The following is a 25,551-nucleotide window of genomic DNA, read 5'->3' as shown; positions in this document are numbered from 1 at the left end:
ATCTGAAACATTCCTTATACAAGCCTTCTACATTCTCTCTTCCCTAATTAGTTAATCCGTAAAACTGATCTCTGCAAAAGAAACGAAAATGTGTACGAGCATTCTTTTTCAGAACCTTGAATGTTATCACATGAATAAAAAAACACACCTGATAGTGTACTGCCTCAGGTGTGGAAAGTTAAGAATATGAATTTTCGTTTGCGTAAGCATTCGATTAGAGTTGTTTAGCGGCTTTCAGCTCTTGTGCGGAATCACGTAAATGCCCATTCCTTGTTAAGCCTTAATGTCGATTGAAATAAAGGAAGAACTCATTTTCCCAAAGCGATCTTGATATGCTCAAAATGATGCTCTTCATGCCAGCAGAGTTTCGCCAGTTTGGTAGCGACACTGATTTCACCGTTCGTTTCGTGGGTAAAGACACGGTCCAATTGCTTTTCATCCAGTTGCTGCCCAAGTGCCACAATCCGTTCGTTCAGCCCTTCCAGGATGCGGATCGAGCTTTCCACCGGCAATTCATTGTCCGGAAGTTCCGCCCACTTTTCCTGATTGAAAGCGGGAACCGTTGGATTGTCATCCGTCAAAGCCAGTCTCAGGCGCTGGTACATATTGAGTTGGGAATCTGCAATATGATGCACAAGCTGACGAACTGTCCAGCTGCCCTCCCGATACTTTTTGCCCAATTGCTCTTCACTCAAAGAATCGACCACTTCCCGCAACCGCACGGTATAATTTCCGATTTTCCCGAGCCATTCCTCGATATGCTCAGCTTTCACGTTTTCAGGAACTTCTAATTTTCCAATAGGGAATTTTACATCCATTCTTCCAACCTCTTTTCCTTATTCGTATTTGCGGACTATCGCATTCACGCTCAATATACCAATGGAACCTAATTTTGTAAACCAACAGTCCAGATACGAAAACCGCCAATCTATCCTTTTGTTGTTTGGGCTTACGAGATCAAGCAAAACAAATTTAAGGTTCTTCTACTACAGAACTTTTTTATCGCCCATTTAGAGTCGGATAAATATTTTTAAAGTCTAAAGCCATGCTATTATTAAAATAAATTAAAGTTATTAATTTGACTTAATGATATTTTTCTCTCAAAAGCATATTGCGAAATCATTTATATTTTTCATGGTATCTATCGATTGCAACCTGAAACGAAAGGCGGCGTTGACGATGTTCGAGGAAAAAAGATCCCGATTTGTACACGGCTGGATGGCGGGTGCATTCATTGTGGCGATTTTCATCATACTGCAGGCTACACAAAACGTGCTCCTTATCAGTGTCGCACTTCAATTGATTTTCTATATCGTTTTGCCTGTGTCATTTCTTAGCTATCATTTTAAAAACCGGGGCGTCAAACTGCGCCAACTGGTTTTCTTCCGCAACATCCTCCAGTGGGTATTGCCGATTTTTGGCCTTACCGCGCTGGTATTGGCATTTTCCATGAGTGTCTACTGGCTGCAGTTAAGAGCACTCCTGCCCATCGCTCCCGCTACGGTCAATTTCGCGCTGACGCCGCAGCCGTTCCCTGATGCTTTGTGGTACTTAATCGCGACCAGCTTCATCTTGTCGATCATCGCACCGATCGCAGAAGAGTTCGTATTTCGGGGACTGATTTTAAGCCGATTGATGGCAGCATTAGGCTTTTGGAGCGGGCTCGGTTTGTCGAGTATGATTTTCGCCCTTTTCCACGTCAACTTCTTCGGCGCATTCCTATTCGCGGTGGTCGCTTCGCTCCTCTACTTAAAGACCGGCAATCTGCTCGTGCCGATTTTGCTCCATATCGCTAACAACCTGATCGCCGTCTATCAAAGCTTCATGAATCCATTTTTCCCGCAATGGCTCATGGTATCGAATATCAATGATTTGTATTCGAAGAGCACACCGAATCTTGTTGTGTTGATCGTGAGTTTGGCAGTACTGCTAGTAATCATCGCGCGGCTGGCACGGGGATTGGAAAACCGGATCAAAGAAACCATCGTTCTATGGAAATAAAATAGCGATGAAGTAAAACGTGCCATCCTCTTTTCAGCACCAATCCTTTAAATAATCCGAGCACATCATAAAAAATGCCGCACCGAGGAAAATGGATTCCTTCAGTGCGGCAGTGTATTTATTCCAGACAAGCCTGTGGCATCAAAACGCTTAAGCTTGCGTCATCCTCGGTAAAGCGGAAAATAGTTGGGATTCTCAACGTCGCCTCTGCTCAATTGATAATCCGACAGGAGCTTATAGATCGTTTCATTGCGGATTTTCTTGCCGGTCAGGATGTCGAGTGGCTCGGTTTTCGTAAACCCTCGCTTGAAGCGGTACAGTTCTTCTCCGGTAGATCCGCCGAGATGTACGTGCTTCATGCCATGCTCAACTCCCCAGCGGCACCCTTCGTTCAGCACCAGGCTATTGCCCGCGACATGGAAAAAATCAGGGTCATTCGCTGTCAGATGGTAATGCAGTAAATCCCCATGATGCGCATACAAAGAACCCGAAATATAATTCCCGTTGTATTTCGTATAGACGATGAATTGTTTTCCTTCCAGCAAAGAGAACGATTCGGCCAGCAGCTCTTTTGAGAAACGGTAATGATCCGGAATGTCGTTGCGCTTCGCCATGATTTCATAAAGCCGATGAAACTCGCCGACGGTGGAACCCGTGTAATCATACTCGATTTCCACATTGTTTTTTAAGGCTCGGCGAACTTGCCCACGCGTTTTGGAAGTGAATTCGTCCATAAAATAATCATCCACAGTCAAGTCAATATACGTTGATATTCCTCGGTTGTCGAGGCTGTAGATGTTCTCGAAGTCTTCAGCATTCTTCACCCATGTATTGAAGCGGACGTATTCAGAAACAATGTTGTGGTCATTGCAGTATTCCTGGAATGCTGCATCGAATGACGCCGCGAGTTCAGCTCTTCTGCCATCAGCACACCGGATAATCACCGGCCCACATGGTCCAAAAGGGGTGATGGTATCGTAGTACCTGACGCCTCCTACATCAATTGGAATCGGCCGCACCACAAATTGATAAGACACCTGTCCATAATCCGTTGCGAAATCAAAAACCTCATGTCCGCCCTTTTCCTGTCTCGCATAAATTTTTCCCCATTCCGGCAAGAAAAAGATATCAGGCATTAACGACTTCGACACAAGTGTCATTTCATCTTCCCCTCCTTTTTTAAACACAACTAAATCTCGAGATCAAAGAAATGGGCAATCCCCAGTGGCTTGGCCCTTCTAATAAATGAGGGTGTTTTCAACCAGTAAATCATTCATATTTCCTGAAAGCCACCTCCCTTTCTTCGTGTCAAAATATAAAACAGTGCTGCATTTTTTAATTTGATAATACCATATTCGCATATAAATTATCTAAGTTTTCCATCATATCAAAAAACTTTTTTCAATGATATTTTTATAGATAAGATGTTGGCAAAAACTTTAATTTTTCAGCTGACGAAGGGGAATTATTTCGGGGTGTTGGACAGAGTCAAAAGTTGAGATAAACAATAAAACCCGCAACGTAAAAGAGGGGCTTTTACGTTGCGGGTTCTCTTAGTATTGCATCTTTTCTGGATCGGGTTTCCGATTTTCACTTTGGAATATACGCATATACCTTGCCTCCATCGGCCGTCTCCACTAATATTTCTGAAGGGACTTCTTGAGCCATGTCTTTTTGCTGATCGATTCTTGCCGGCACAAGTTCTTTTAAGCTTCCCAAATCCCGGTATTTCAAAGCTTTTATGCCTAAGTTGATCTTTACTTTGTAATTTTCTTCAATACTTCTGACTTTGTCTTCAATGTTATTGATAATTGAATGGTTCTCGACTATCAAGTCAGACAAGGTTTGTGATTTCACATTGACTTCCCCGTAATTCCGTATGGTGCTGAGATAGGGCTCGTAACATTCTTCGATAAACTTTATATTTAATCGAACCAGCTCTTGCTTCTTTTCAAACTGTTCAATGAGGGTTTCATACTCTTTTTTTACCGGGGCTTCACCCCATTTGCGAATGTTTTCATATTCCTTTAACCCTTCAATCTGATTGCCAATCGCTTTAAGGTCTTTCATTAAAACTTTCAAATCTTGGAGAGTGTCTGCGTAAAACCCTTCTATTTTATGGTCTTCCACTCCGCCAAGGGTAATCCCGTTTCTCCGAAAACGTTCGATGACTTCTTTAAAATAACCAAATCTCGATTCGATTTTTCCAGCAAAATCATTATCTCTATTTTGAACAAGAGCATCTAATTTCCTTTCAATGCTTTTCAGCGAACTTTGGATCTCCGCCAATTGTTGTTGTCCGACAACAGCTGCCAACAAACCGTAACTCGCATGTGCCACCAATCCTGGATTGATTTTCCTTACCAATACCCCTTGCTTATATATCCCTTTCACACCTTCTTTGTTTACTGCTGGAAGATAGCCTTTGCCATTGGCCTTTTCAATCAGCGTCATGCTTTTATCTTTCAAGCCTTTTACAACTTCAGGGCTGAATTCCACTTTATACGTTTTATAATCTTCGATGATCATTGATCCAGCAGCAAGGGTTTGTTGGATATCCATCTTCAACACTGATGGAATTTCAATTTTTTTGTATTTGGATTTTACGCTTTCTTCATTTTGAACTTCTGTAACTTGGGGCAGGAAGGGTTCATTTGCATCTTCTTCCACATCCGGTTTGTCATTGTCGATTGGCGCGCCACTTTCTTGGGGCGATATTTGGTCACCCTCTGGAACGATCCTGTTTTTTCTGCGGAAATAAATAACAATAACCATTACCAATAAAATGGCTAAGGCAGCTGATAATAGAAAGATGTTTTCCATATCTTATCCCTCATTTCTTTTAAGCTTTTTAAAGACAGCTATATTGAAACACCAAGTTTTTTAAAGAGCTTTCCAGTTTCCTGAAAAGCTCTTTTTGCAGTGTTCTATAGTATTTACCTACCAATATCGCTAAGTTTACCAGATTTCAGCGAAACGTGGTGGTATGTCATAAGCTGGTTTTCTCCCGCTCCATTTCCATTAAGCTAAGAAAGTGTGAGTTATTCCCGATCACGGTACCTGTAGAGAGATTCATAAGATTGGACTCGGCGATCCGTTTCAAAGGAAGAGCGGCTCCAGATGCTCGCTTCATCAAATGATTCCTCCGTTTCGACCAACTTTAATTCGCCTGCTTCCAGCGTCATGATATCCGAATCGATTACCTTCAATTCATTTTGTTCGGAATCAAGTGCTCGAATCCGCACTTGGACTTCTTTTTGTGTACTTAAGTTGTTTTTAAGAAAGAATGCGTTTTGGTAGGATTGGGAATGGCAATTCGATGTATTCGTCCGCATGCATTTTCTTTCAGAGCTCATAAACAACACTGTGATTTCCTCATCGCCTTGTTGTTGTTCGGACAATGCTAGAGCATTTTCAATTTTGTTGATATACGATGCCTTCTCCGCCAACGGATACACCCACATGGTGAAAAACAAAATAACAGCACAGAATACTGCCATGAAACGCCTGACTGCCTTAGGATTGTGGACTGATTTAGGTGCACCTTTAAACAGACGGCTGGTGATCAGATTGACGATGACAATCACCAGCAGGAATGCGGCACAAAGAATGAGTGCAACTATGCTTTCAGATCCATTCTGAAAAAAAGAAAGCTGATAGGCATTGGAGAAATAATAATTTAAACCGACGCTGATCAGGACCACTGCAAAGAGAGCGGCCAGAGATATTTTCCAATGTGTTTTATTCTTTTTGCCGTTTTTCAAATCCATGCTCGTCCAGAAAAACCATGCGCATGGAAGAATAAAGAGGAAGATAACAAGTGAAACGGTACCCATTTAATCATGCCTTTCGTGAAGAGTAAGTAGAAACGTTAAAAAGCCATTGAACCAAGTAAAGCCAGTTAAAGGCGCAGATTTGTTTTTGCCTTATCGCTTTAATTATACGGAAGCTATGCTGAAAAAGATTCAACTATTTAACGGGAGACTATATGAGAGATTTTTTCTTTAAGTAATTTCTCTATATTTTTGCTCAATGAAAAAACCGTATCCCGAAACCTTTAAGGCTCCGAAATACGGTTTTATTGACTTGAAATTCTAGTGAGTAAATAGAAAGAGCATCGAAATAAGAAAATAATTTAATGGAGTTGTTTGTTCTTTTTTGATGAAGCAGCATAAGCGCCTAAAAAGATAACCAACAATGCTGGAATGACTGCAACCATGAAATTACCTCCTTGTTTCATTAGACTTGTTGATTCTAATACGCAAGTGAGACCTAAAAGTTTCAGCAACCCGGACTATGCTAAAGAGGCTATAGCAAAAGCAGCAATCATGAACGGCTCTCTTCTTTACTGTAAAATTCGTATGCAAAATAGCCGACCAGCATGCCAATTCCTGACCCTAATACAATGGCGTTGCCCAACGAAATGCTGAAAATGATACCAACAACTACACCGAGTGCGCTACCGAAAATCATACCGAGGGGAATCAAACTGTCCAACATCGTTTGAGCTTCTGCTGGTTCTTTCTTGCCGAGCGTGCCCCGCTTTTGTTTGATTTTAAGCCGGGTGATTACAAATATAGCAATCGCTCCTACAAACACAATAGGCAAGATTATGAGGATAATTTCCATCAACGACTCCATTTGAAGACTCCCTTCCGAAGCGTGTGAACTCTAGCGTAACAAAAGAGACTAAAATATCAATCCTCATCCTTCTTTTTCTCACCGATTGAGGTTTCTTAAAAATAAACAATGATTCATTCTAGTACGTCTAAAGGTGGCATTTTGAGTTTAGCGCTTCAAAACAGAATATGCTCCGAATCAATAGTCTTCTTTTATACTTTTGAAGATTGGCCACGTCTTTTCACTTTCCTTCGCAAGCTTACAAATTCATCATTCAAACAATAACACTCCGGATTCGAATATGGATAAAAACTCATCTGCTTCTACGACACTGGCATGAGACGCTTCGACTTCGGCACGGGCTAAATCCCAAGATATATCACCATCTTCGACCTTGTGCGCTGCTCCGTATTGGACTTCATCCGCTGCTCTTAAGCGATTGTTGACGGCATCCAACATACTGCCGCGATATGCATTTAGCGTTTGAACTTCTTCAATCGTTCCTTTAAACTCTAAGCTACCGAGGGCCAAGCGAACCTCTCCGTATTCTGCCTCGAATTCCTCCATCTCTTCCATCAAAACATCTGCTTTATCCGCACTTAGGTCTGAAACGTACGGTTCAAAATGATCTTGCCAACTTTGATTGAACTGTTCCCGGATACGTTCGATTTCGGGTTTGGTATGTTTTTCGTAATGGTCCCAGTCGCTTTGTGGTTCCAAATCAACCTCTTCTCCTGAGCCTTCCTCACTGATGGGATCTGAATTGGATATTCCGAGGGCATCTTGACATCCATTGACGAATAGGACAGTGACAATCAGCGGTGTCGATAGACTTAACAACCTTCTACCAGTCAATAGAAACGACATGTTAAACCCCTTCTTTCGATTTATACTATGTATTGGGGATTCGTTTATTGAATAGGTGCCTATTGGTTGTTTTTTTAGTTTTATTATAGTGCTTCTAATAGCATGTATCAATATTAGTTAAATCAGACTGTAGAAAAAGTCTAATCCAGATGAATTCCGGTTGGAAGCGTTTGGTTTCAAAAAAGGGAAGACAAGCTAGGCAACAATATAAAAATAACTTGACCGATAATCACATCATTCAAGGATCCGGAGCGCAAGGCGGCGAAGGGCAAAGTTATGCTCCTGCATCGCTTCGCTAGCTTCGGCGCAATCCCGCGGAAAGCGTCCACCTGGAGCGCAGGATCCAGTATAAATTCCATGAAATGGATACACATTTAGGATGGCTAATTTAAATAAACTGAATATTTACATAAATTAATGAAAAGATGTTACTATGAAGATGTTTAGACACATTTAAATTTGCCGCCTGCCATTGGATGCAACTTGTTAATCATTCGAAAGGAGGAAAAGGAGTGACTATGTTTGAAGAAAAACAGCCCGCAGTATCCATGGAAAAAATGGTATGGATGTACGAACAGATGGTGAAAATTCGTTACTACGAAGACCAGATGGCAGAAGTGTATATGGAAGGCAAAACACCAGTATTCAATATTGGAGCTGGGACGGTACCAGGTGAAATGCATCTGGCCACTGGACAAGAACCGGCCGCAGTCGGAATCTGTGTACATTTGACAAAAGACGACACGGTGACGGCTCCCCATCGCCCCCATCATCACGCCATTGCCAAAGGCGTCGATTTAAAGAAAATGACGGCTGAAATTTTCGGAAAGGAAACCGGTCTGGGCAAAGGGAAAGGCGGACATATGCATCTTTTTGATCCTGAAGTGAAATTTTCTTGCGGCGGAATCGTCGGCGCCGGTATTCCACACGCAGTTGGCGCTGCGATGACCAGCAAAATGAAAGGAAAAGATTGGGTAGCTGTCGCTTTCATCGGTGAAGGTGCAGCGAATGCCGGAGCTTTCCACGAATCACTGAACTTGGCAGCCGTGTGGAATTTACCGCTTATTGTAGTAGTTGAAGACAACTCATACGGCATTTCAGTACCGAAAAAATCATCTACATCCGTAGAATCAAATGACTTACGGGCGTCTGCTTACGGAATTGCAGGTGCTTACGTAAAAGACAATGATCCAATCGCCATGTACAAAGTGGCTGAGGAAGCGGTCTCAAGAGCACGCAATGGTCAAGGACCGACCATCATCGAAATCGAAACCTACCGTTTCCTCGGCCACTTCCAGGGAGATCCAGAATTATACCGTGATCAAACTGAAGTGCCGGGGCTTCGCCAAATGGATCCGCTCCTCAAGCTGAAAAAGATGCTGGCTGAATCCGAGAGCATCAATGAAACCGATCTGGAAACAATGGAAAAGCGCGCCAAACAAGAAGTCGATGAAGCATACCAGTTTGCAAGAGACAGCAGCTACCCTGATCCCGAATCCGCATTGAAAGATGTGTTCAGTTCATAAACTAGGAAAGGAGCCGATCAATTGTGGAAACAGCAAAAAAAAGAGTACTCACCGGCAACAAAGCTATGGCGGAAGCAATTTCGCAGGAAATGGAGCGCGATCCAAATGTCTTTGTATTAGGTGAAGATATCGGAAAGTATGGAGGTATATTTGGTTCGACACAAGGGTTGATTGAAAAATTTGGACCTGAGCGGGTGCTGGATACTCCTATTTCCGAAACCGCCTTTATCGGAGCTGCCATTGGCGCCGCCGCAGAAGGCATGCGGCCGATTGCAGAATTGATGTTTGTCGATTTTTTTGGCGTATGCATGGATCAAATCTATAACCATATGGCAAAAATCCCTTATATGTCGGGCGGCAATGTTAAACTGCCGATGGTGCTTATGACTGCAGTCGGCGGAGGCTACCGGGATGCTGGACAACATTCGCAAACCCTTTATGCAACATTCGCCCATATGCCAGGGATGAAAGTCGTCGCACCGTCTAATCCATATGATTTAAAAGGCATGATGGTGTCAGCGATCCGAGACGACAATCCGGTTGTTTTCATGTTCCATAAATCACTCCAAGGACTGGGCTGGATGGAGCAGTTAGACGCAGCCGTAGACAATGTTCCTGAGGACTCCTATACTGTTCCGTTGAATAAAGCAAAAGTCGTCCGGGAAGGAAAAGACGTAACGATTGTCGGCATTCAAATGATGACCCATTACGCAGTCGAAGCTGCAGAACGCCTCGCCCAAGAAGGAATCGAAGCTGAAGTCATTGACTTAAGGTCACTGGCACCCATTGATAAAGACACCATCATTGAGTCCGTCAAGAAAACACATCGTCTTCTCATCGTCGATGAAGATTACCTGTCCTATGGTATGACCGCAGAAGTTTCAGCAATTATAGCTGAAGAAGCATTTTTTGAAATGGAAGCGCCGATCAGCCGGCTGGCCATTCCCGATGTACCGATTCCGTATAGCGGCGTTCTGGAAGACTTCGTGATTCCGGGACCGAATAAAATCTATGAGCAAGTAAAAAAAATGATGGCTGAAGCCTAGTGACTCTGGAGGTGCTGGAATGATTGAAATCCGATTGCCGCAGTTGGCGGAGGATGTGAATGAAAGCCTGATGGTTCTCTGGTTTGTGTCAGTTGGCGATTTCGTGGAAAAAGGACAGCCATTGGTGGAAATCCAGACCGAAAAAGCCGTTTCCGAAATCACAGCCGAAAGCAGCGGAACCATCCAGGAAATCGCGGTAAAACGAGGAGACTCCGCAAAAGTTGGCGATGTGCTGGCAACCATTGACCCAGAAGGGGTTCCCGGCAAAAGATCAGCCGGCCAAGAGGAAACGCCCGCACAGGTAATGGCCAAAGAGACAGAGCCTAAGAAACAGGAAGCCAGTAGTTTCGTCCGCGTTTCGCCGAGGCTCCGTAGGCTCGCCAAAGATTTGGGAGTCAATCTTGAGGCGGTAAAAGGGTCTGGCCCCCAAGGCAGCATCACGGAAGAAGACATCCGGTATGAATCAGGGCTTTAAAGTTGCATAACAGATGCTATTTCAAAAAAAATGCCGAACTTCGCGCTGTTTCTGCGCAAAGTTCGGCATTTCTGGTGTTGATGAGAAGTTCCATCACCCAGATTTCCTATTTAGTTCTTTTATCGAAAGCTTTCACCAATTCCTCAGCCAGTGCTTCAGAAGAAAACGGGTCACGGCCGGTCACCAATTGATCATTGCCCCAGACCACTTTTTGCTCAGCGGAATAGTTAGCCACTTTGCTCATTTCACCTTCCAAGCTGAATGGCAGGATTGCCGGAAGGCCTTCCGGTTCAACCGCTTCCGGATACCCGGTTACGTCCAAGCCGGAAATGATGCTCTTGCCATCGGGACGTGTTGTCCAAAGCAATGGAGCGGGTCCGTGGCAAACCGCTGAAACAATGTTTCCGTTGTCGTAAACGGCATTGATGATTTTATGCAAGGTTTCATCTTTAGCCAGGTCATACATCGCTCCATGGCCTCCGACGATAAATATTGCGTCGTATTCTTCCGGATTGATTTCCGAAAGTTTTTTTGTGTCATCTGCTAATCCCGATTCATACATTTTTTTGTATTTGCCGTCTGGATCATAATCTTCACTGATGCTCGCTTGGTCAAGTGTCGGTTTCCCACCTTTTGGTGAAGCCAGGTCGACTTGATGTCCTGCGTTCTGAAATACTTCCATCGGCGCAAATAATTCTTCGGCCCACCAGCCGGTTTCGTAATTATTTTCTGTATCCGTATGTCCACTTGATAGAACTGCTAACACTTTAGCCATTTTTAATTTCCTCCTCAAGTTTATAAATCATCCTAATACTAGGCTTTCCCGAATGTTTTTCGCTTCAAACAAACTGACAATTCCTGCATTTTTCTCAGCTAGTGAAAAAACTACTCTCCCATACCTTCTCTCAGCCATTTCGCCGTCACTGTTTCCGCCTGGAGCATATCTGCCGGTGTTCCTTCAAACAGGACTTCACCGCCATTTTTTCCTCCGCCCGGCCCCATTTCGATGACCCAGTCGCTCGCAGCGATTAAGTTTAAATTGTGTTCAATGATGATGACGGAATTCCCTTTATTGACTAGCCTTTGGAAAACGTCCAATAGTTTTTCATTATCTTTGGTGTGCAAGCCTAAGGATGGTTCATCCAACAAATAGATTTGTCCCTCTTTTTTAAGGTGACTGGCCAGTTTAAGGCGTTGAACTTCTCCGCCGCTCAACGAACTTGTAGTCTGCCCTAACGTCAGGTATTCGAGCCCAACATCTTTTAATGTATCTACTTTCTTGACGATTTTCGGCATATCTAAATACTGATTGGTTTCCTCGATCGTGAGTTCCAAAATTTCCACAATATTTTTTCCGTTGTATCGATAAGACAGGGCTTCATCTGAATACCGCGTACCTTTACATGCTTCACATGTTACAGAAACGGGATCTGCAAAAGCCACGTCCGGTGTAGTGACGCCTTTGCCTTCACAGACAGGGCAAGCACCCGCTGAATTAAAGCTGAACAATCCCACCGGCTGTCCTGTTTCTTTTGACAGAATCGATCGAATGTCATCCATAATCCCCATGTAGGTCGCGAGTGTCGAACGGCTGGACGTTCCGATGCTGCCTTGGCTCACCAAGATGGTTTCCGGATACTTCTCTGCAAACGCGCCAAACAGCAACGAACTCTTGCCCGAACCTGATACGCCGCAAACAGAGACCAGGACATTTCCAGGTATTTCCACACTTACATCTTTTAAGTTGTTGGCAGAAGCATTTTCAATCGAAAAGCTATTTTCTGCTCTTCTCGGATTTTGATTGATTGTCAATTTATGGTCTAAATTCGTGATGGCTGAAGCTTTTTTCAAGCCTTCCAGTTCGCCTTGGTACACCACATCCCCGCCGCTCACTCCCGCACCGGCGCCCATTTCGATGATTTCATCTGCAGTTTTGATGACGGCTAAATTGTGCTCGATGACCACTACGGTATTGTAGTTGTCCCGTAAACTTTTCAGCATCTTCGTCAGCATTTCGATTTCTTCCGGATGAAGCCCTGCACTGGGTTCATCGAAAATATAAGTGATGTTATTTAAACTGCTTCCTAAATGGCGGGCAATTTTCACGCGCTGTGCCTCTCCACCGGAAAGTGTGCCCATTTTTCGTTTCAGACTCAAATAACCCAAGCCCAAGTCCACCAATTGTCTGACGTTAGGCAATACTTGCTGGGCAATTGATTTTCCGACGGGATCTTGGATTTCCGCCAGTTCCTCCAGCAAATCCGTCAGTTCCAAATGGTCATAATGAGCGATATTCAACCCGTTGATTTTGCATTCCAGCACTTTTGGATTCAGTCCCGAACCTTCGCACGTTGGACACGCTGTGTGCGTGGTCATTGCCAAGACATCTTCCTGAGACGTTATTTTCAATTTCGTGAGGTCCCGGTTAATGTACAGGCGAACAAACCGGGGAAGGATGCCGTCCCATTCGATGTCCCTATTGCCTACTTTGTAATAATAAGTGCTGAATGCCCGTTCGCCTTCCGGCGGTCCATAGACTAAAAGATTGTATTTTTCTTGCGAGAAATCTTTGATGGGGAGATCAGGATCGAACAATCCGCCGTCCACCATCCATCTGCCTTGCCAGCCGGGCGGCGCCAACGGCTTGAATCTCACTGCGGAATCCCTGAGTGACTTCGTGTGATCGATGAGTTTGGTGATATCCGGCGCAACGATTTCTCCGTATCCGCTGCATTCCGGACATTTTCCAAAAGAACTGTCACTGGAAAACTCCGTTGCTGAACCAATCGATGGGCTGCCGATCCGTGAAAACAGCAGCCGAATCAACGGATCAATGTCCATGTACGTGCCAACCGTTGAACGCACATTGCCTCTTACCGGTTTCTGTTCCACGACAACGACCGGGCTCAAATGCTGCATCAAATCGGCATGCGGCCTTTCGTACCTCGGCATCTGGTGTCTGACATACAACGGGTAGTTCAAAGTCATTTGCCTTCTGCTCTCGGTTGCCAAAGTATCAAAGACGACGGAACTTTTCCCTGAACCCGACAGACCGGTAAAGACATTGATTTTCTCTTTCGGGATATTTAAATCAATGTTTTTTAAGTTATTTTCTTGTAGCCCTCTTAAAATGATTTCGTCTCTTTTTTCTGTCACACTAACATTCTCCTTTTTCAATCAAATCCAGGAATTACCCTACTACTGAAAGCTTTCCCTATTTTGGATGGGTTCACACAACTGTCTCTCTGGTTATGAGGAAGGCGAATATAAAAAACACACCCGCAACAAGAAGGTTGCGGGTGTGAGACTATAAAAGAAAAAACTCAGATAGTGGCTCTCTTCATTTCTTTAACGATCCATCAAACGTTTTTTATACAGGACAAACGAAATCACAGTCAACACAATCGCCCATATGGAAATAATAACCAAATTCATGATCAGTTCATTGGTCGTCGCTCCGATTTCCAAAGCATTCAGCAATTCACTCAATTGGCTGCTCGGTAAATAGCGCAGGACTTTCACAAACTGGTAATCTTCTTCAAATACCAAAGCGAATGGCCCCATGGTAAAGATGATCAATACCGGGAAAATCGAAAGGGACGCTTCAATCAAAGTTTTTGAATACAAACCACAAATGGTCCCGACTGCCGTATAAAGCAGAATGGAAATGCCGATCGCCGCCACTAGCACCATCATATTCGAAGTATCGTAACCGAAAATGTATGTCGACAGCGCCAGCACTGCCGCAGAAATGATGAATACAAGTGCGCTTTTCCCAATCAGCACGTCCAGCATAGAAGCCGGTGTCATCATCAGCGAACGCAGCGTGTTGCGTTCTTTCTCCTCAGCAATCAAACAAGCCTGGACAAAACTGGTGAGCATCGCCAACGAAAAGTTTATGACAAACGCATACATAGTGGCTTGTTCAGCACCATCTGAACGGTACATAAAGGCAAAAAGTAAGGGGAATAAGATCATGACTGAAATTGCATAGTTTCTGGAAAACTCTTTATAATCTTTGACTATTATGGCTTGGATCCGTTTCAATGACACGTTCATACCAATTCACTCCCTGTCAGTTTAATGAAAATATCGCCTAAACTCAGTTCATTTGTGTAGATGCGATCAATTTGGCCTTGGCTCATCCAGTTGGCAACTTGGGTTGCCGAATTTTCGTTCATCGGCAGCCGCTCGCTCTGGCCAGACGTCAATTCCACTGTCAGCGTGCCGTCGCGATGAGTCTTTTTAAGTTCAGCGGGCGCACCGATTGCGCGGATTTCGCCTTTGTGCAAAATCGCTACCCGTTCACACAGCGTTTCCGCTTCGGTCATATCATGTGTCGTCAAAAAGATGGTTGTGCCGTTTTCATTCAAATAGCGTAAGCCTTTATGGATATGTGCCGTATTCACCGGATCCAACGCAGACGTCGGTTCATCCAAAAACAGCATTTCCGGTTCGTGGATGATGGCACAGGCCAAGGTGACGCGTTGGCGCATCCCTTTTGACAGGACACTGATCCGCTTCTTGCGGTCGGCAGTCAAATTGACGAAATTGAGTACTTTATCAATGGATGATTTCGGCAAGTCGTACAAGCCACGAAACAGTTCCAGGTTTTCCTCAATCGTTAGCCGTTCATATAATCCACTGTTATCGGTCAAAATGCCGAAGCGTCTTTTTTGATCGGTTTTTTGCATCAGTTTGGCTGGCTTATCCAGCACGGTTGCACTCCCGCTTGTCGGATCCAGTTGTGCAGTCAAAATTTTCAGTAAGGTCGTTTTGCCGGAACCACTCGGTCCCAGGAAACCGAAAATCTCTCCTTTCGGAATATCGAATGAGACATTTTTTAATGCCGGTTTGCCAGCAAATGATTTTTGAATATTTTGGACGGAAATTGTGTTCATGTGTGCCACTCCCTTTCGTTGATAGCATAAGCATATAAAGAAAAAGAGAAGACCACCTTCAAATCAGGCTGAAATGTACCCTATTCCGGCCGAACTGCACCCCAAAAGCGCCGGTTTGACCAATTATTTCCTGGGAAATTTAAATGTTCAGAAGCTTTTTCAATTCCACTAATTTGGTCCGTGACAATGGCACGACCGAATCCTGACCGGTCGTCAAGCGCAGGCTGTAGCTGTTTTTTGTCCACGTGATCAATTCCCGCACTTTTTGCAGGTTGACGATATACGAGCGGTGGCAACGGAAAAAGCCGTAATGTTGCAGGCGCTCTTCCAACTCGGCCAAAGTCAGTGCACAACTATAGGTTTCGCCTCCGACATGTACCACGGCCATACTGTTGATGCTTTCAATGTAATCAATTTCCGGAGGATTGAACAAAATAACTTTGTCGTTCTTTTTTGTCGGGATCTTTTGAACTTTGAATTCCGCTTCCTCAATCTCTTCCTGCACTGGCGGCTCACTGTCTGAATCAGCAAAATCCAGCTGATGCAGTCCGGCATTGTCCAAGCGGAAAATTTCATCGCAGCTGATGAGCGCATCTTCCAGATTGGACGTAAGGATAATGATTCGTTTTTCTGCTGAAAGCTCCTGCAGCAATCGCGCAAACACGAGCCTCTCCTGTTCTTCCAGCTGGAAATACGGTTCTTCCAATACAATTGTTTGCTGATGTGCGTAATAAATGCGAAGCAGTGACAAATAGATTTGTTTCGACGAAGGCAAATGGCTGATTTTCATCTTCCTCAGATCCTCTAGCTGAAACAGGCGGAGCATTGTGCCAACCGGTTTGTCGTGTCCACTGATGTTTTTCATAAACCGCAGCAGCTCTTCCACCGTAAGGCGCTTGTACTCTCCCTGCTCAACAAGCGATACGTACGTATCCGGCTGCTCGGCCAATTCAGCCAGCAGGATTTTCTTGCGCTGCACATTCGTCTGGATGCCGAAGACCTTCTGTTTCTGAAGCCCGACTTCTATGGATGGAATTATTTTTTGACCATTTACAACCACTGCTTGAATTTTCATAGCTGCCTCCCGCATGTAAAAAAGATAAAGATTCTACCATTTATTGTATCGCTAAATAGGTCGAGTAGAACAGCCCATTTTAAATCAAAACATGCACCCAGTTTTTTTATTAAACTGGATGCATGTTTGAATGTTTCAGTATTCATAACTTCTTCTCTCATTCATTCCATATATAGACTCCATTAATCCAAAAATCTCCACACAAACCTACGTCACCTATTTCTCCTAAGCTAAAACTATTCAGTTACGTTAGTGTAATTTGTCTGCCACCATAATTTAAAAATACAGAAACCCGCTCAGAGTATCAGATTTTATTAATGCGAATGCATAAGTAAATCCATAGAACTAAATATTTCCAGACAAAAAATTATCACACCCTAGTATTTACCTTCTACATCGTGTTATATTCATCTTTGGAAAATAGCAATATAGATCTAGAAAGAGACAAATCAGGGGGACATATTAAATGGATGTGGTATTTGTTTTATTGATATTGGTTGCCTTATTGGCTTTCGCTGCGAGTATTGTTTTGCTGCTCGTCAGTGCTTTGTTCAAAAAAGGGCTAACGGTTAAGCAAGCTGGTCTTGCGACTGCTCTTTCATTCGCAGTAATAATTGGTTCTGGCGTTGGAGTCGCCTTTACAGCAGACGAAGTCGATACTGCGGCTGGCGTCGAAAGTGAACAAATGGAAGCGCAGAAAGAAAAAGAAGCTGAAGAACAACGCATCGCCCTGGAAGAAGCCGAGATCCAGGCTGCAGAAGAAAAAGAAGAAGCACGCCTGGCAGCTGAAAAAGAAGCCGAAGAAAAAGCGGCGGCTGAGGAGCTGGCGAAAGAGAAAGAAGCGCAGGAACTGGCAGCGAAAAAGAAAAAAGCTGAAGAAAAAGCAGCGGCCGAGAAACTTGTGAAAGAGAAAGAAGCACAGGAACTGGCAGCGAAAAAGAAAAAAGCTGAAGAAGAAGCCCAGCAAAAAAAGGAACTGTTCGCAGGATATAAACTGATTGAAGTGGATGGCGGCGATGTGTCTGGATACCGTGAAGCCAACATCGTCGTTGACATTGGATACGGGGACCGTGAATATTGGGCCTTTACGAATGAACACGGGCAGCTAGAACGTGTCGTTGCTGCGGAAATCATTGTACAGGATGACAGCAGCGAACCTGTCTTATCGTCCGGCAGATATTATTCGGATGAGGCAAAGGTTCCGGGCGTCGAAAGCGACATCTTGGATGAAGGGCATGTCATTGCCGATTCTCTTGGAGGAGTATCGAATGCCTATAATATTACCCCGCAAGAAAGTACACTTAACCGGCACGGGGATCAAGCTTATATGGAAGACAGCATCCGTGACGCAGGCGGAGCAACGAATTTTGAAGCCATCATCACCTATCCCGATACCGAAACACAAATCCCTTCAAGCTATCAATATAGCTATACGATCAAAGGGAACCAAGTCGTCGATGCATTTGACAACGCGAACCCGGATGAAATAAACGCCTCTCTCGGTTTAACAGACAGTGAGCCTGATGCTTCATTCAGTACAGCCACAAACAGTGAACCTGCCGAGTCAGCCCCTGCAGATACAGGCGGAGACGTATCCAGCGTTGATACAAATGGCAATGGGCAGGTGACGATCAAAGAAGCAAAAGCAGCCGGTTTCAGCATGCCCATTATGAGTGATCATTGGTTATATCCATACATGCGGGACAATGATAACGATGGAATGGTCGGAGAATAAGTTTGCAGGAGAACAATGACGAAGCGAAAATTTTCAAAGGGCACCAATAAATTTATTTCCTTAACGGGCTGAATACTGGTTTTGTTTAAAAATAAACTGGGTACACAGGAGGCAAATACAAATTCTGGAGGAATCAGCCGTGAAGAAGAAATGGATTCCAACGTTGCTGGCATTTGGGTTATTGGTTGCCTCTCCCCTCACTTTCCAACCGGCGGAAGCTACAAGCCATGCAGCTGCAGTCACCGAAGATAAGCTGCCAGCCCGCCTTGCGAATTTAATGGACATCGCCCCGGAACATCAGTTTATTTTGCGCAACGGAAGTGAACGCATTGAAGTGGAACTTCTCCAGTGGACATTGGATCATTACGGACTCGAAACCGCGGTTGATGGCATCTTTGGGCCTCAAACAGAAAAAAACGTCCGCCAATATCAGGCAGATAAAGGCTTGAAAGTCGATGGCATTGTCGGCACGAATACGTGGACGGCGTTATACGGGGAATATTAGAAAACCTTATTTTCGTAGCATCGCTTATATAAGAAATACGTTTAAAACTTAGGCACTGTGTGCTCCAACAAGAAATGCCCATCCGGAAAATCGGATGGGCATTTTTCATTTAACATAGCACTTTATAGGTAACGCAAAACGACGTGAATACTCTAGCCGTTACAGGACAATCGGCGCTTTTTTCGCTTCTTGTTTAAATGTTCTTGTCGCCGCTACTGCTTGTGTCCAGCCATCGTACAGATGCTCGCTTTGTTCAGTTGGCATATCGCGTGTAAAGGTCTTGTCGATTTGCCATTGCTTGGCGATCTCTTCTTTGTCTTTCCAGAAACCGACTGCGAGTCCGGCCAGGTAAGCTGCCCCCAGTGCTGTCGTTTCCTGAATGACCGGACGCTCAACCGGCACATCCAGAATGTCGCTTTGGAACTGCATCAGGAAATCATTCGATACCGCCCCGCCGTCTACACGCAAGGTTTTCAGTTCAATGCCGGCATCTTTGATCATGACATCCACAACATCTTTTGTCTGGTAAGCCAGTGATTCAAGTGTCGCACGGATGAAATGCGCTTTTGTCGTACCGCGCGTCAAGCCGAAAATGGCGCCGCGGGCATCTGTATCCCAGTAAGGAGTTCCGAGGCCGACAAAGGCCGGCACCATGTAGACGCCATCCGTCGATTCGACTGAAGTGGCATACGCTTCACTTTCCGGTGCAGTGTCCAGAATCTTCAAACCGTCACGCAGCCATTGAATGGCGGAACCGGCAACGAAGATACTGCCTTCCAACGCATATTCCACTTTGCCGTCAACACCCCAAGCCAAAGTAGTCAATAGGCCGTGCTCCGAAACCACGCCTTCTTCACCCGTGTTCATCAGCATAAAGCATCCTGTGCCGTATGTGTTTTTCGCCATGCCTTTTTCGAAGCAAGCTTGTCCGAACAAAGCAGCTTGCTGGTCACCGGCAATCCCGGCAATCGGCACTTCCTGTCCGAAGAAATGGTAGTCAATGGTATGCGCGTAAACTTCTGAAGACTGGCGGACTTCCGGCAGCATACTCTTCGGCACGGTCAGGATGTCCAGAAGTTCCTGATCCCATTCCAAATCGTAGATATTGTACATCAAGGTACGCGAAGCGTTGCTGTAATCCGTCACATGGGTTTTTCCGCCTGATAACTTGTAGACAAGCCAGGAATCGACGGTCCCGAACATCAAATCGCCGTTGTCCGCTTTTTCCCGTGCCCCTTCCACATTGTCCAAAATCCATTTGACTTTCGTCCCGGAGAAATAGGCATCAATCAAAAGACCGGTTTTCTTGCGGAACAGTTGTTCATGTCCCTGTTCTTTCAGCTCTTTACAGATGTCACCTGTCTGGCGCGATTGCCAGACAATCGCTTTATAGACTGGCTTTCCTGTATTGCGGTCCCAAACGACAGCCGTCTCGCGCTGGTTCGTAATCCCGATTCCTGCAATCTGGTCCGGATCCACATCCGCTTTCCGCAAGACACCCGCCATACAAGCTAAAACAGACGTCCAGATTTCGTTGGCATCATGCTCTACCCAGCCTGGTTTCGGGAAGAACTGTTCAAATTCCTGCTGCGCTGTTTCAACAATTTCCCCTTTATGGTTAAACAATACCGCACGTGAACTCGTTGTTCCTTGGTCAATCGACAGAATGTAATCTTTGCTCATTCTCTATTCCTCCTCAGATGTTTTTATGAACGGACTTTCGTCACTTCGGTATCTTCCACTAAAGTGTCTTCAATTTCATTGGCCACTGTATGGCCTTTCTTCAGTTCTGCGTTGGCCGCTCCGACTAATATCAAGGCCATAATTGCACTGAGTCCCCAGAAAAGCAGGTTAAAGTCTCCTGTAAACATGGCTTTGTAGAAAACGGCTCCATATATACCGCCGAAAATCGGCCCGACTACAGGTACCCAGGCATAGCTCCAGTCTGAACTGCCCTTATTTGGAATCGGCAGCAATGCATGCGCAATACGCGGTCCGAGGTCACGTGCCGGGTTGATGGCATAACCCGTCGTGCCGCCGAGCGACATCCCGATGGCAATGATCAAGGCGCCGACAATCAGCGGATTCAAGCCTTCTGTGAATTCATTGGCACCGATGAACAACAAGCCCATCACGAGAACAGCAGTCCCGATGATTTCACTGACCAAATTCGAGAACGGACTGCGTACAGCAGGACTCGTGGCGAACACGCCCAATTTTGCTCCTTGGTCTTCTGTCCGTTTCCAATGCGGCAAGTAATTCAAAAAGACGATTGTTGCCCCGATGATCGCCCCCAAAACCTGTGCTGCTATGTAAACCGGCACTTTCGCCCATGGGAAATCCCCTACTGCTGCAAACCCAAGCGTCACCGCCGGATTTAAATGGGCTCCCGAAATACCGCCGACTGCATAAACACCCATCGTTACGGCCAAACCCCAAGCAATCGTAATGACGATCCAGCCACTATTCTCAGCTTTTGAATCTTTCAATACCACCCCAGCGACTACACCCGCACCAAAAATAATCAGGATCATGGTACCGATCACTTCTGCTAAAAACTCCGACATCAATTATCACTCCTTTTTTCTGTTTTAAAGCAAAAACCGTTTGAAAGGCCATAAAAAAATTCGCACTCAATGAAAGCTCTCCTTGTCAGAAGTTCTCATTGATGTGCGAATCTCTCGGTCTCCAACACAATCTTTAACTTGTTACCTATAAGTTATACGTAAAAGAAAGCGCTGTCAATACCATATTTAGAATTTTCAGTAAAAAAAACGATTAATAAATCTTTTCGAGCACGAGTCCATTTTTTAGCGGGAGTTCTCTACTTCTGAAGATGTTAGCTGCTCCAATCATTCCTTTTCGATTCAAAACACACCTGCAACGTGCTGCTGCAGGTGTGCCATTATTTACCTAGAGCTAATACCGATTTTAAAATTCTTCATGCGTAGCCGGGTCCATACCAAACAGCCGGCCATCCGGACGGGTCAATTTGGCAATGTCAGCCATTTCGGCTTCGCTTAATGCAAAATCAAAAATGGCTAGATTTTCCCGCTGCCGCTGAGGAGAAGTGGAGCGCGGAATTGAAACAGAACCGATTTGGTATTGCCAGCGCAGCACAACCTGCGGAACTGTTTTATTGTGGGTTTCGGCAATCTTGCGCACCGTTTCATTCGCCAAAATATCTGCTGCTCTGGCAATTGGGCTCCACGATTGCGTTTGAATCCCGTGTTCTGCGTGCACGCGCCGCTGTTCTTCCTGATTAAAGAACGGATGCAATTCAATCTGGTTCAAACTCGGCGTCACTCCGGTCTCTTGAATAATGCGTTCCAGGTGTTCCGGCAGGAAGTTGCTGACGCCGATCGACCGGACAAGGCCCCATTTTTGCGCATCAATCAAGGCTTGCCACGCTTCCACATAGAGATCTTGATTCGGAAGCGGCCAGTGGATTACGTAGAGATCGAAATAATCCAGATTGGAGCGGTACAGCGATTCCTGAATCGCCACCATCGCTTTGTCGTAAGTATGGTAACGGCCCGGCAGTTTGGAAGTCACCCAAAGTTCCTCACGGGAAATGCCGCTTCGTTTGATGCCTTCCCCGACCGCTCCTTCGTTCTCGTAATTATAGGCGGTGTCAATCAACCGGTAACCCGCATTGATGCCGCTGCTGACTGCGTTCGCCCCCGCATTGCCCCACAGTCCGTATGTACCGAGTCCCGTAACCGGCAAGGTTGTTCCATCGTTCAGCGTCACTTCTGGTATCGCTTTATTCATTCACCTTCACTCCTTTCGTTTCTATTTTCAGATTACTCTTCCCCCATCGCAAACTCAAACGATTCGCCCCTTGTTGGCCATGCTGAAATCTCTAAGAAAAAAGAAATGGCTCTGAATAGAATTCCGGATAAGCCAGAACTTTATTTAAAATTAAGAATTGGTGTACACTTAACTCTATTCCCATAACCAGTTAGGAGCCCTGAGATGAAGACAACCTCTTTTAAACTAATCGAAGCAACAATAGAAGAAATTCAACAGGCTTTCCAGGAAAACAAGCTGACTTCAGTCGAATTGGTGCAGGCCTACCTTGACCGCATCGAAACATTCGACCGGAACGGCCCCAAAATCAACTCCGTCTTAACTATTAATCCAGATGTCTTGAAAATCGCTGCGGAGCTGGATGAATTGCGCGGCCAGGGTGGACAAGGGCCGCTATACGGCATTCCCGTGTTGCTGAAAGACAATATCGAAACGGCGGACCGGATGCCAACTACGGCCGGCGCCATTGCACTTGAGCACAACTTCGCCAAAGAGGATTCCTTTGTTGCCGCACAATTGCGCAATGCCGGCGCTATTAGTCTCGGCAAAGTAAACATGAGCGAATGGGCTTATTTCATGTCGAAAGACGGCGTGAGCGGCTACAGTTCACTTGGCGGCCAGGTGCTGAACCCTTATGGAATCGGTACTTTTAAAGCCGAAGACGTCGGTGGATCGAGTTCAGGAACCGGTGCTGCCATCGCCTCTAATTTTGCGGTTGTCGGTGTTGGCACTGAAACTTCCGGATCGATTTTGAGTCCGGCGAGCGCCAATTCCATCGTCGGCATCAAACCGACGGTCGGGCTCATCAGCCGCTCGCGCATTATCCCGATTGCTGAAAGCCAGGATACAGCAGGACCGATGGCGCGTACCGTGGCCGATGCTGCGATTCTGTTAGGCGCCATGACCGGTGTCGACGAACAGGATCCGGCAACACTTGGAAGTGCTGGACAGGCATTGACCGATTACACGCTGCATTTGAAAATGGACGGCTTGAAAGGCGCCCGCATCGGCGTTGACCGTACCTATATGAACAATGAAGAACCGGAAGAAATCGCTATTATGGATGAAGCCATCGAACAAATGAAGGTGCTCGGTGCTATCGTCGAAGAAGTGACAATTCCCCAGCAAACATTCGAATCCGACGTGTTGTGGTATGAATTCAAGCGAGGCGTCAACGATTATTTGCGCACCGTGCCGGACGAAGTGCCGGTCAAGTCACTGGCAGATGTTATCGCCTTCAACAAACAAGATCCCGAACGCCGCATGAAATTCGGCCAGGCGGAACTGGAAAAAGCGCAGTCTTTAAGCGACGATCCAACTGATCCGACGTATATGGAACACCGAGAAATCGATTTGCGTTCTTCCACGACCGAAGGACTGGACCTCGTCATGAAAGAACACCAGCTGGATGCACTGCTATTCCAAAACAACCGCGGCGCCGCCAAACCGGCAAGAGCGGGCTATCCGTCCATCACCGTTCCTGTCGGCTACACCAGCAGCGGGCATCCGGTCGGCGTCACGTTCAGCGCACAAGCTTTCAGCGAACCGCGTCTAATCGAACTGGCCTACGCTTATGAACAAGCCACTCGAAAACGGCAGGCACCGGATTTCCACGATTTTATTGGTTGAGTATATGTTAATCACCTAACTAAAAAGACACATCCGCAATCGTCTTGCAGCGGATGTGTCTTCGCATTGAATTTAAATTGTCGTAGCGTCTATTTAAAAGTAGATGATATACTAAACTACAGCTAAAAAAATTACATAAAAAGGATGATGGTAAATATATGGCACGATCCTTCCAGGGCAGCCGAATTCTGAAAACAGGTATAGCCATATTTTTAACGGCTACTATTTGTCTATGGTTCGGCTGGCCGCCTGTCTTTGCGGTCATCACGGCCATTGTGACGATTGAGCCGACCGTCAGCGATTCGATCAAAAAGGGGCTCGTACGGTTCCCGGCTTCTGCAATTGGTTCCGCATTCGCCGTTCTTTTCATTACACTCTTCGGGAATTCCCCGATTACCTATACACTTGCTGCTGTTTTCACCATATTAGTTTGCTACAAACTGAAGCTGCATGCCGGCTTACTGGTTGCCACATTAACAGCGGTCGCGATGGTCGAAGTCATTCACGATCATGTCCTGATCTCGTTCTTCATTCGCTTGGGGACAACGACTGTCGGGTTGCTTGTATCCACTGCGGTAAACATGCTCATTTTTCCGCCCAACTACCGGACAGACATTCTGAAAAACATCGAGAGCATCAGCCGGCGTGCAGGAAGACTCTTGGAACACACATTTCATACAGTCCTCTTTGAAGGTGATGCGAACCTCCAAAAAGATCAGGAGCTGGTAAAACGGCTGACGACGGAAATCAGAAAGACCGAGACATTGATTCAGTACCACCGGGATGATTTCAGCATCTATCCATGGGTACGCAATCGGGAAACAGAACTCCAGATGGCAGAAAGGCAATTGCTGTTTTTGCACAACCTGGAATTCCATTTGAACGCTTTGCTTCGCATCCCGCTGTACAGCATCAAGTGGTCACCAGCCGAGCGAAATATCATTATGCGTGCCGTTGCGGAGCTGGCGGAAGACTTGCAGAATGCCAATGAATACGACCAAGAAACGCATCAGCAGCAATTAAAAATCATCACTGACTTCTTTTGGGAAGACAGCAAAGGCGTCTCAACAAGCGATGCCATGCACCCCATCCTGTTCCCGCCCGAATTCAAAATTCTTTACGAACTCATCACCATTTATGATTTAGTCGATAATTTCTTTGATCCGAATAGTGTGAAGGCCGCTCGGGAAGCGGAGAAGTAATAGAGCTGCAGAATTCTTAAGAACAGCTGTGCTTGAAACAGAAATGTTTCCGGCACAGCTGTTTTTCTATTTATTTCCGGCCTAAAAAGCGGGAAGGCAGATCGCATGATTTCAAGATGCCGGACTGCTATACTCCTCTATATGCAAACCTGCAGT

Annotated in this window: 22 protein-coding genes; 8 read left to right on the top strand and 14 right to left on the bottom strand. The window is 45.4% G+C overall.

The window, feature by feature from the left end:
- Nucleotides 1-308: 308 nt before the first annotated feature.
- Complete coding sequence (locus QMA04_RS10060; protein ID WP_191716283.1) at nucleotides 309-818, bottom strand: YfiT family bacillithiol transferase; 510 nt, start codon at nucleotides 816-818, stop codon at nucleotides 309-311.
- A gap of 361 nt (nucleotides 819-1,179) precedes the next feature.
- On the opposite strand from QMA04_RS10060, the gene QMA04_RS10055 reads away from it, so the two are divergent.
- Nucleotides 1,180-2,001 carry a CPBP family intramembrane glutamic endopeptidase gene (locus tag QMA04_RS10055; protein ID WP_290185540.1) on the top strand — a complete coding sequence of 274 codons (822 nt, stop codon included), beginning with the start codon at nucleotides 1,180-1,182 and terminating at the stop codon, nucleotides 1,999-2,001.
- Nucleotides 2,002-2,162: 161 nt separating this feature from the next.
- Here the strand turns inward: QMA04_RS10055 and QMA04_RS10050 are convergent, their stop codons facing one another.
- The 5 genes from QMA04_RS10050 to QMA04_RS10030 all read right to left on the bottom strand — a co-directional run bounded on the left by QMA04_RS10050 (nucleotide 2,163) and on the right by QMA04_RS10030 (nucleotide 7,488).
- Nucleotides 2,163-3,161 carry a GNAT family N-acetyltransferase gene (locus tag QMA04_RS10050; protein WP_290185538.1) on the bottom strand — a complete coding sequence of 333 codons (999 nt, stop codon included), beginning with the start codon at nucleotides 3,159-3,161 and terminating at the stop codon, nucleotides 2,163-2,165.
- A 430-nt stretch (nucleotides 3,162-3,591) separates the two neighbouring features.
- Nucleotides 3,592-4,824, bottom strand: coding sequence for a DUF1572 domain-containing protein (locus QMA04_RS10045; RefSeq protein WP_290185537.1), 1,233 nt, complete (start codon nucleotides 4,822-4,824; stop codon nucleotides 3,592-3,594).
- A 218-nt stretch (nucleotides 4,825-5,042) separates the two neighbouring features.
- Entirely contained in the window at nucleotides 5,043-5,765 is a 723-nt protein-coding gene (locus QMA04_RS10040; RefSeq protein ID WP_191716287.1) for a hypothetical protein, read from the bottom strand.
- Between the two features lie 562 nt (nucleotides 5,766-6,327).
- Entirely contained in the window at nucleotides 6,328-6,630 is a 303-nt protein-coding gene (locus tag QMA04_RS10035) for a hypothetical protein (protein WP_483313718.1), read from the bottom strand.
- 261 nt (nucleotides 6,631-6,891) lie between these two features.
- The gene (locus QMA04_RS10030; protein ID WP_290185533.1) at nucleotides 6,892-7,488 is read right to left on the bottom strand and encodes a hypothetical protein; all 597 of its coding nucleotides are present in this window, start codon (nucleotides 7,486-7,488) and stop codon (nucleotides 6,892-6,894) included.
- Between the two features lie 518 nt (nucleotides 7,489-8,006).
- Between QMA04_RS10030 and QMA04_RS10025 the strand changes: the two genes are divergently transcribed.
- The 3 genes from QMA04_RS10025 to QMA04_RS10015 are packed head-to-tail and all read left to right on the top strand — an operon-like array spanning nucleotide 8,007 to nucleotide 10,535.
- Entirely contained in the window at nucleotides 8,007-9,014 is a 1,008-nt protein-coding gene (locus QMA04_RS10025; RefSeq protein WP_290185788.1) for a thiamine pyrophosphate-dependent dehydrogenase E1 component subunit alpha, read from the top strand.
- A gap of 23 nt (nucleotides 9,015-9,037) precedes the next feature.
- On the top strand, nucleotides 9,038-10,060 hold the full coding sequence (locus QMA04_RS10020; protein ID WP_191716290.1) for an alpha-ketoacid dehydrogenase subunit beta: 1,023 nt from the start codon (nucleotides 9,038-9,040) through the stop codon (nucleotides 10,058-10,060).
- A 19-nt stretch (nucleotides 10,061-10,079) separates the two neighbouring features.
- Nucleotides 10,080-10,535 carry a biotin/lipoyl-containing protein gene (locus QMA04_RS10015; protein ID WP_290185529.1) on the top strand — a complete coding sequence of 152 codons (456 nt, stop codon included), beginning with the start codon at nucleotides 10,080-10,082 and terminating at the stop codon, nucleotides 10,533-10,535.
- Between the two features lie 106 nt (nucleotides 10,536-10,641).
- Here QMA04_RS10015 and QMA04_RS10010 read toward each other — a convergent pair whose 3' ends face one another.
- From QMA04_RS10010 to QMA04_RS09990, 5 genes are all read right to left on the bottom strand, one after another.
- Nucleotides 10,642-11,310 (bottom strand): type 1 glutamine amidotransferase domain-containing protein, encoded by a 669-nt coding sequence (locus QMA04_RS10010; RefSeq protein WP_290185528.1) that lies wholly within the window; start codon nucleotides 11,308-11,310, stop codon nucleotides 10,642-10,644.
- 110 nt (nucleotides 11,311-11,420) lie between these two features.
- On the bottom strand, nucleotides 11,421-13,691 hold the full coding sequence (locus QMA04_RS10005) for an ATP-binding cassette domain-containing protein (RefSeq protein WP_290185526.1): 2,271 nt from the start codon (nucleotides 13,689-13,691) through the stop codon (nucleotides 11,421-11,423).
- A 192-nt stretch (nucleotides 13,692-13,883) separates the two neighbouring features.
- Nucleotides 13,884-14,594 carry an ABC transporter permease gene (locus tag QMA04_RS10000; RefSeq protein WP_290185524.1) on the bottom strand — a complete coding sequence of 237 codons (711 nt, stop codon included), beginning with the start codon at nucleotides 14,592-14,594 and terminating at the stop codon, nucleotides 13,884-13,886.
- Nucleotides 14,591-15,436, bottom strand: coding sequence for an ABC transporter ATP-binding protein (locus QMA04_RS09995; RefSeq protein ID WP_290185522.1), 846 nt, complete (start codon nucleotides 15,434-15,436; stop codon nucleotides 14,591-14,593). The genes QMA04_RS10000 and QMA04_RS09995 overlap by 4 nt, the downstream gene beginning before the upstream one ends.
- 139 nt (nucleotides 15,437-15,575) lie before the next feature.
- Complete coding sequence (locus QMA04_RS09990) at nucleotides 15,576-16,511, bottom strand: LytTR family transcriptional regulator DNA-binding domain-containing protein (protein ID WP_290185521.1); 936 nt, start codon at nucleotides 16,509-16,511, stop codon at nucleotides 15,576-15,578.
- A gap of 823 nt (nucleotides 16,512-17,334) precedes the next feature.
- On the opposite strand from QMA04_RS09990, the gene QMA04_RS09985 reads away from it, so the two are divergent.
- Together QMA04_RS09985 and QMA04_RS09980 are read left to right on the top strand one after the other, a co-directional pair.
- Nucleotides 17,335-18,246 (top strand): DNA/RNA non-specific endonuclease, encoded by a 912-nt coding sequence (locus tag QMA04_RS09985; protein ID WP_483313717.1) that lies wholly within the window; start codon nucleotides 17,335-17,337, stop codon nucleotides 18,244-18,246.
- 139 nt (nucleotides 18,247-18,385) lie between these two features.
- Nucleotides 18,386-18,751, top strand: a complete 366-nt coding sequence (locus QMA04_RS09980; protein WP_290185520.1) for a peptidoglycan-binding domain-containing protein — start codon at nucleotides 18,386-18,388, stop codon at nucleotides 18,749-18,751.
- Nucleotides 18,752-18,910: 159 nt separating this feature from the next.
- Here QMA04_RS09980 and glpK read toward each other — a convergent pair whose 3' ends face one another.
- The 3 genes from glpK to QMA04_RS09965 all read right to left on the bottom strand — a co-directional run bounded on the left by glpK (nucleotide 18,911) and on the right by QMA04_RS09965 (nucleotide 22,525).
- The gene (gene glpK / locus QMA04_RS09975; RefSeq protein ID WP_290185519.1) at nucleotides 18,911-20,434 is read right to left on the bottom strand and encodes a glycerol kinase GlpK; all 1,524 of its coding nucleotides are present in this window, start codon (nucleotides 20,432-20,434) and stop codon (nucleotides 18,911-18,913) included.
- 23 nt (nucleotides 20,435-20,457) lie between these two features.
- Nucleotides 20,458-21,318, bottom strand: a complete 861-nt coding sequence (locus tag QMA04_RS09970) for an MIP/aquaporin family protein (protein ID WP_290185517.1) — start codon at nucleotides 21,316-21,318, stop codon at nucleotides 20,458-20,460.
- A gap of 364 nt (nucleotides 21,319-21,682) precedes the next feature.
- Entirely contained in the window at nucleotides 21,683-22,525 is an 843-nt protein-coding gene (locus tag QMA04_RS09965) for an aldo/keto reductase (RefSeq protein WP_290185515.1), read from the bottom strand.
- A 204-nt stretch (nucleotides 22,526-22,729) separates the two neighbouring features.
- On the opposite strand from QMA04_RS09965, the gene QMA04_RS09960 reads away from it, so the two are divergent.
- Nucleotides 22,730-24,193 (top strand): amidase family protein, encoded by a 1,464-nt coding sequence (locus QMA04_RS09960; protein ID WP_290185513.1) that lies wholly within the window; start codon nucleotides 22,730-22,732, stop codon nucleotides 24,191-24,193.
- Nucleotides 24,194-24,351: 158 nt separating this feature from the next.
- On the top strand, nucleotides 24,352-25,395 hold the full coding sequence (locus QMA04_RS09955) for an aromatic acid exporter family protein (RefSeq protein WP_290185512.1): 1,044 nt from the start codon (nucleotides 24,352-24,354) through the stop codon (nucleotides 25,393-25,395).
- Nucleotides 25,396-25,551: the final 156 nt, after the last annotated feature.

This window comes from Planococcus sp. APC 3900 (assembly GCF_030407735.1).
GTDB classification, from domain to species: domain Bacteria; phylum Bacillota; class Bacilli; order Bacillales_A; family Planococcaceae; genus Planococcus; species Planococcus notacanthi.
Note: the sequence above shows the minus strand (reverse complement) of the source record. Positions and strands in the feature narration are given on the sequence as shown.

Coding starts and splice junctions, on each gene's coding strand:
- QMA04_RS10060 (WP_191716283.1), bottom strand. CDS start 818: ATGGATGTAAAATTCCCTATTGGAAAATTAGAAGTTCCTGAAAACGTG.
- QMA04_RS10055 (WP_290185540.1), top strand. CDS start 1,180: ATGTTCGAGGAAAAAAGATCCCGATTTGTACACGGCTGGATGGCGGGT.
- QMA04_RS10050 (WP_290185538.1), bottom strand. CDS start 3,161: ATGACACTTGTGTCGAAGTCGTTAATGCCTGATATCTTTTTCTTGCCG.
- QMA04_RS10045 (WP_290185537.1), bottom strand. CDS start 4,824: ATGGAAAACATCTTTCTATTATCAGCTGCCTTAGCCATTTTATTGGTA.
- QMA04_RS10035 (WP_483313718.1), bottom strand. CDS start 6,630: ATGGAAATTATCCTCATAATCTTGCCTATTGTGTTTGTAGGAGCGATT.
- QMA04_RS10030 (WP_290185533.1), bottom strand. CDS start 7,488: ATGTCGTTTCTATTGACTGGTAGAAGGTTGTTAAGTCTATCGACACCG.
- QMA04_RS10025 (WP_290185788.1), top strand. CDS start 8,007: ATGTTTGAAGAAAAACAGCCCGCAGTATCCATGGAAAAAATGGTATGG.
- QMA04_RS10015 (WP_290185529.1), top strand. CDS start 10,080: ATGATTGAAATCCGATTGCCGCAGTTGGCGGAGGATGTGAATGAAAGC.
- QMA04_RS10010 (WP_290185528.1), bottom strand. CDS start 11,310: ATGGCTAAAGTGTTAGCAGTTCTATCAAGTGGACATACGGATACAGAA.
- QMA04_RS10000 (WP_290185524.1), bottom strand. CDS start 14,594: ATGAACGTGTCATTGAAACGGATCCAAGCCATAATAGTCAAAGATTAT.
- QMA04_RS09995 (WP_290185522.1), bottom strand. CDS start 15,436: ATGAACACAATTTCCGTCCAAAATATTCAAAAATCATTTGCTGGCAAA.
- QMA04_RS09990 (WP_290185521.1), bottom strand. CDS start 16,511: ATGAAAATTCAAGCAGTGGTTGTAAATGGTCAAAAAATAATTCCATCC.
- glpK (WP_290185519.1), bottom strand. CDS start 20,434: ATGAGCAAAGATTACATTCTGTCGATTGACCAAGGAACAACGAGTTCA.
- QMA04_RS09970 (WP_290185517.1), bottom strand. CDS start 21,318: ATGTCGGAGTTTTTAGCAGAAGTGATCGGTACCATGATCCTGATTATT.
- QMA04_RS09965 (WP_290185515.1), bottom strand. CDS start 22,525: ATGAATAAAGCGATACCAGAAGTGACGCTGAACGATGGAACAACCTTG.
- QMA04_RS09960 (WP_290185513.1), top strand. CDS start 22,730: ATGAAGACAACCTCTTTTAAACTAATCGAAGCAACAATAGAAGAAATT.
- QMA04_RS09955 (WP_290185512.1), top strand. CDS start 24,352: ATGGCACGATCCTTCCAGGGCAGCCGAATTCTGAAAACAGGTATAGCC.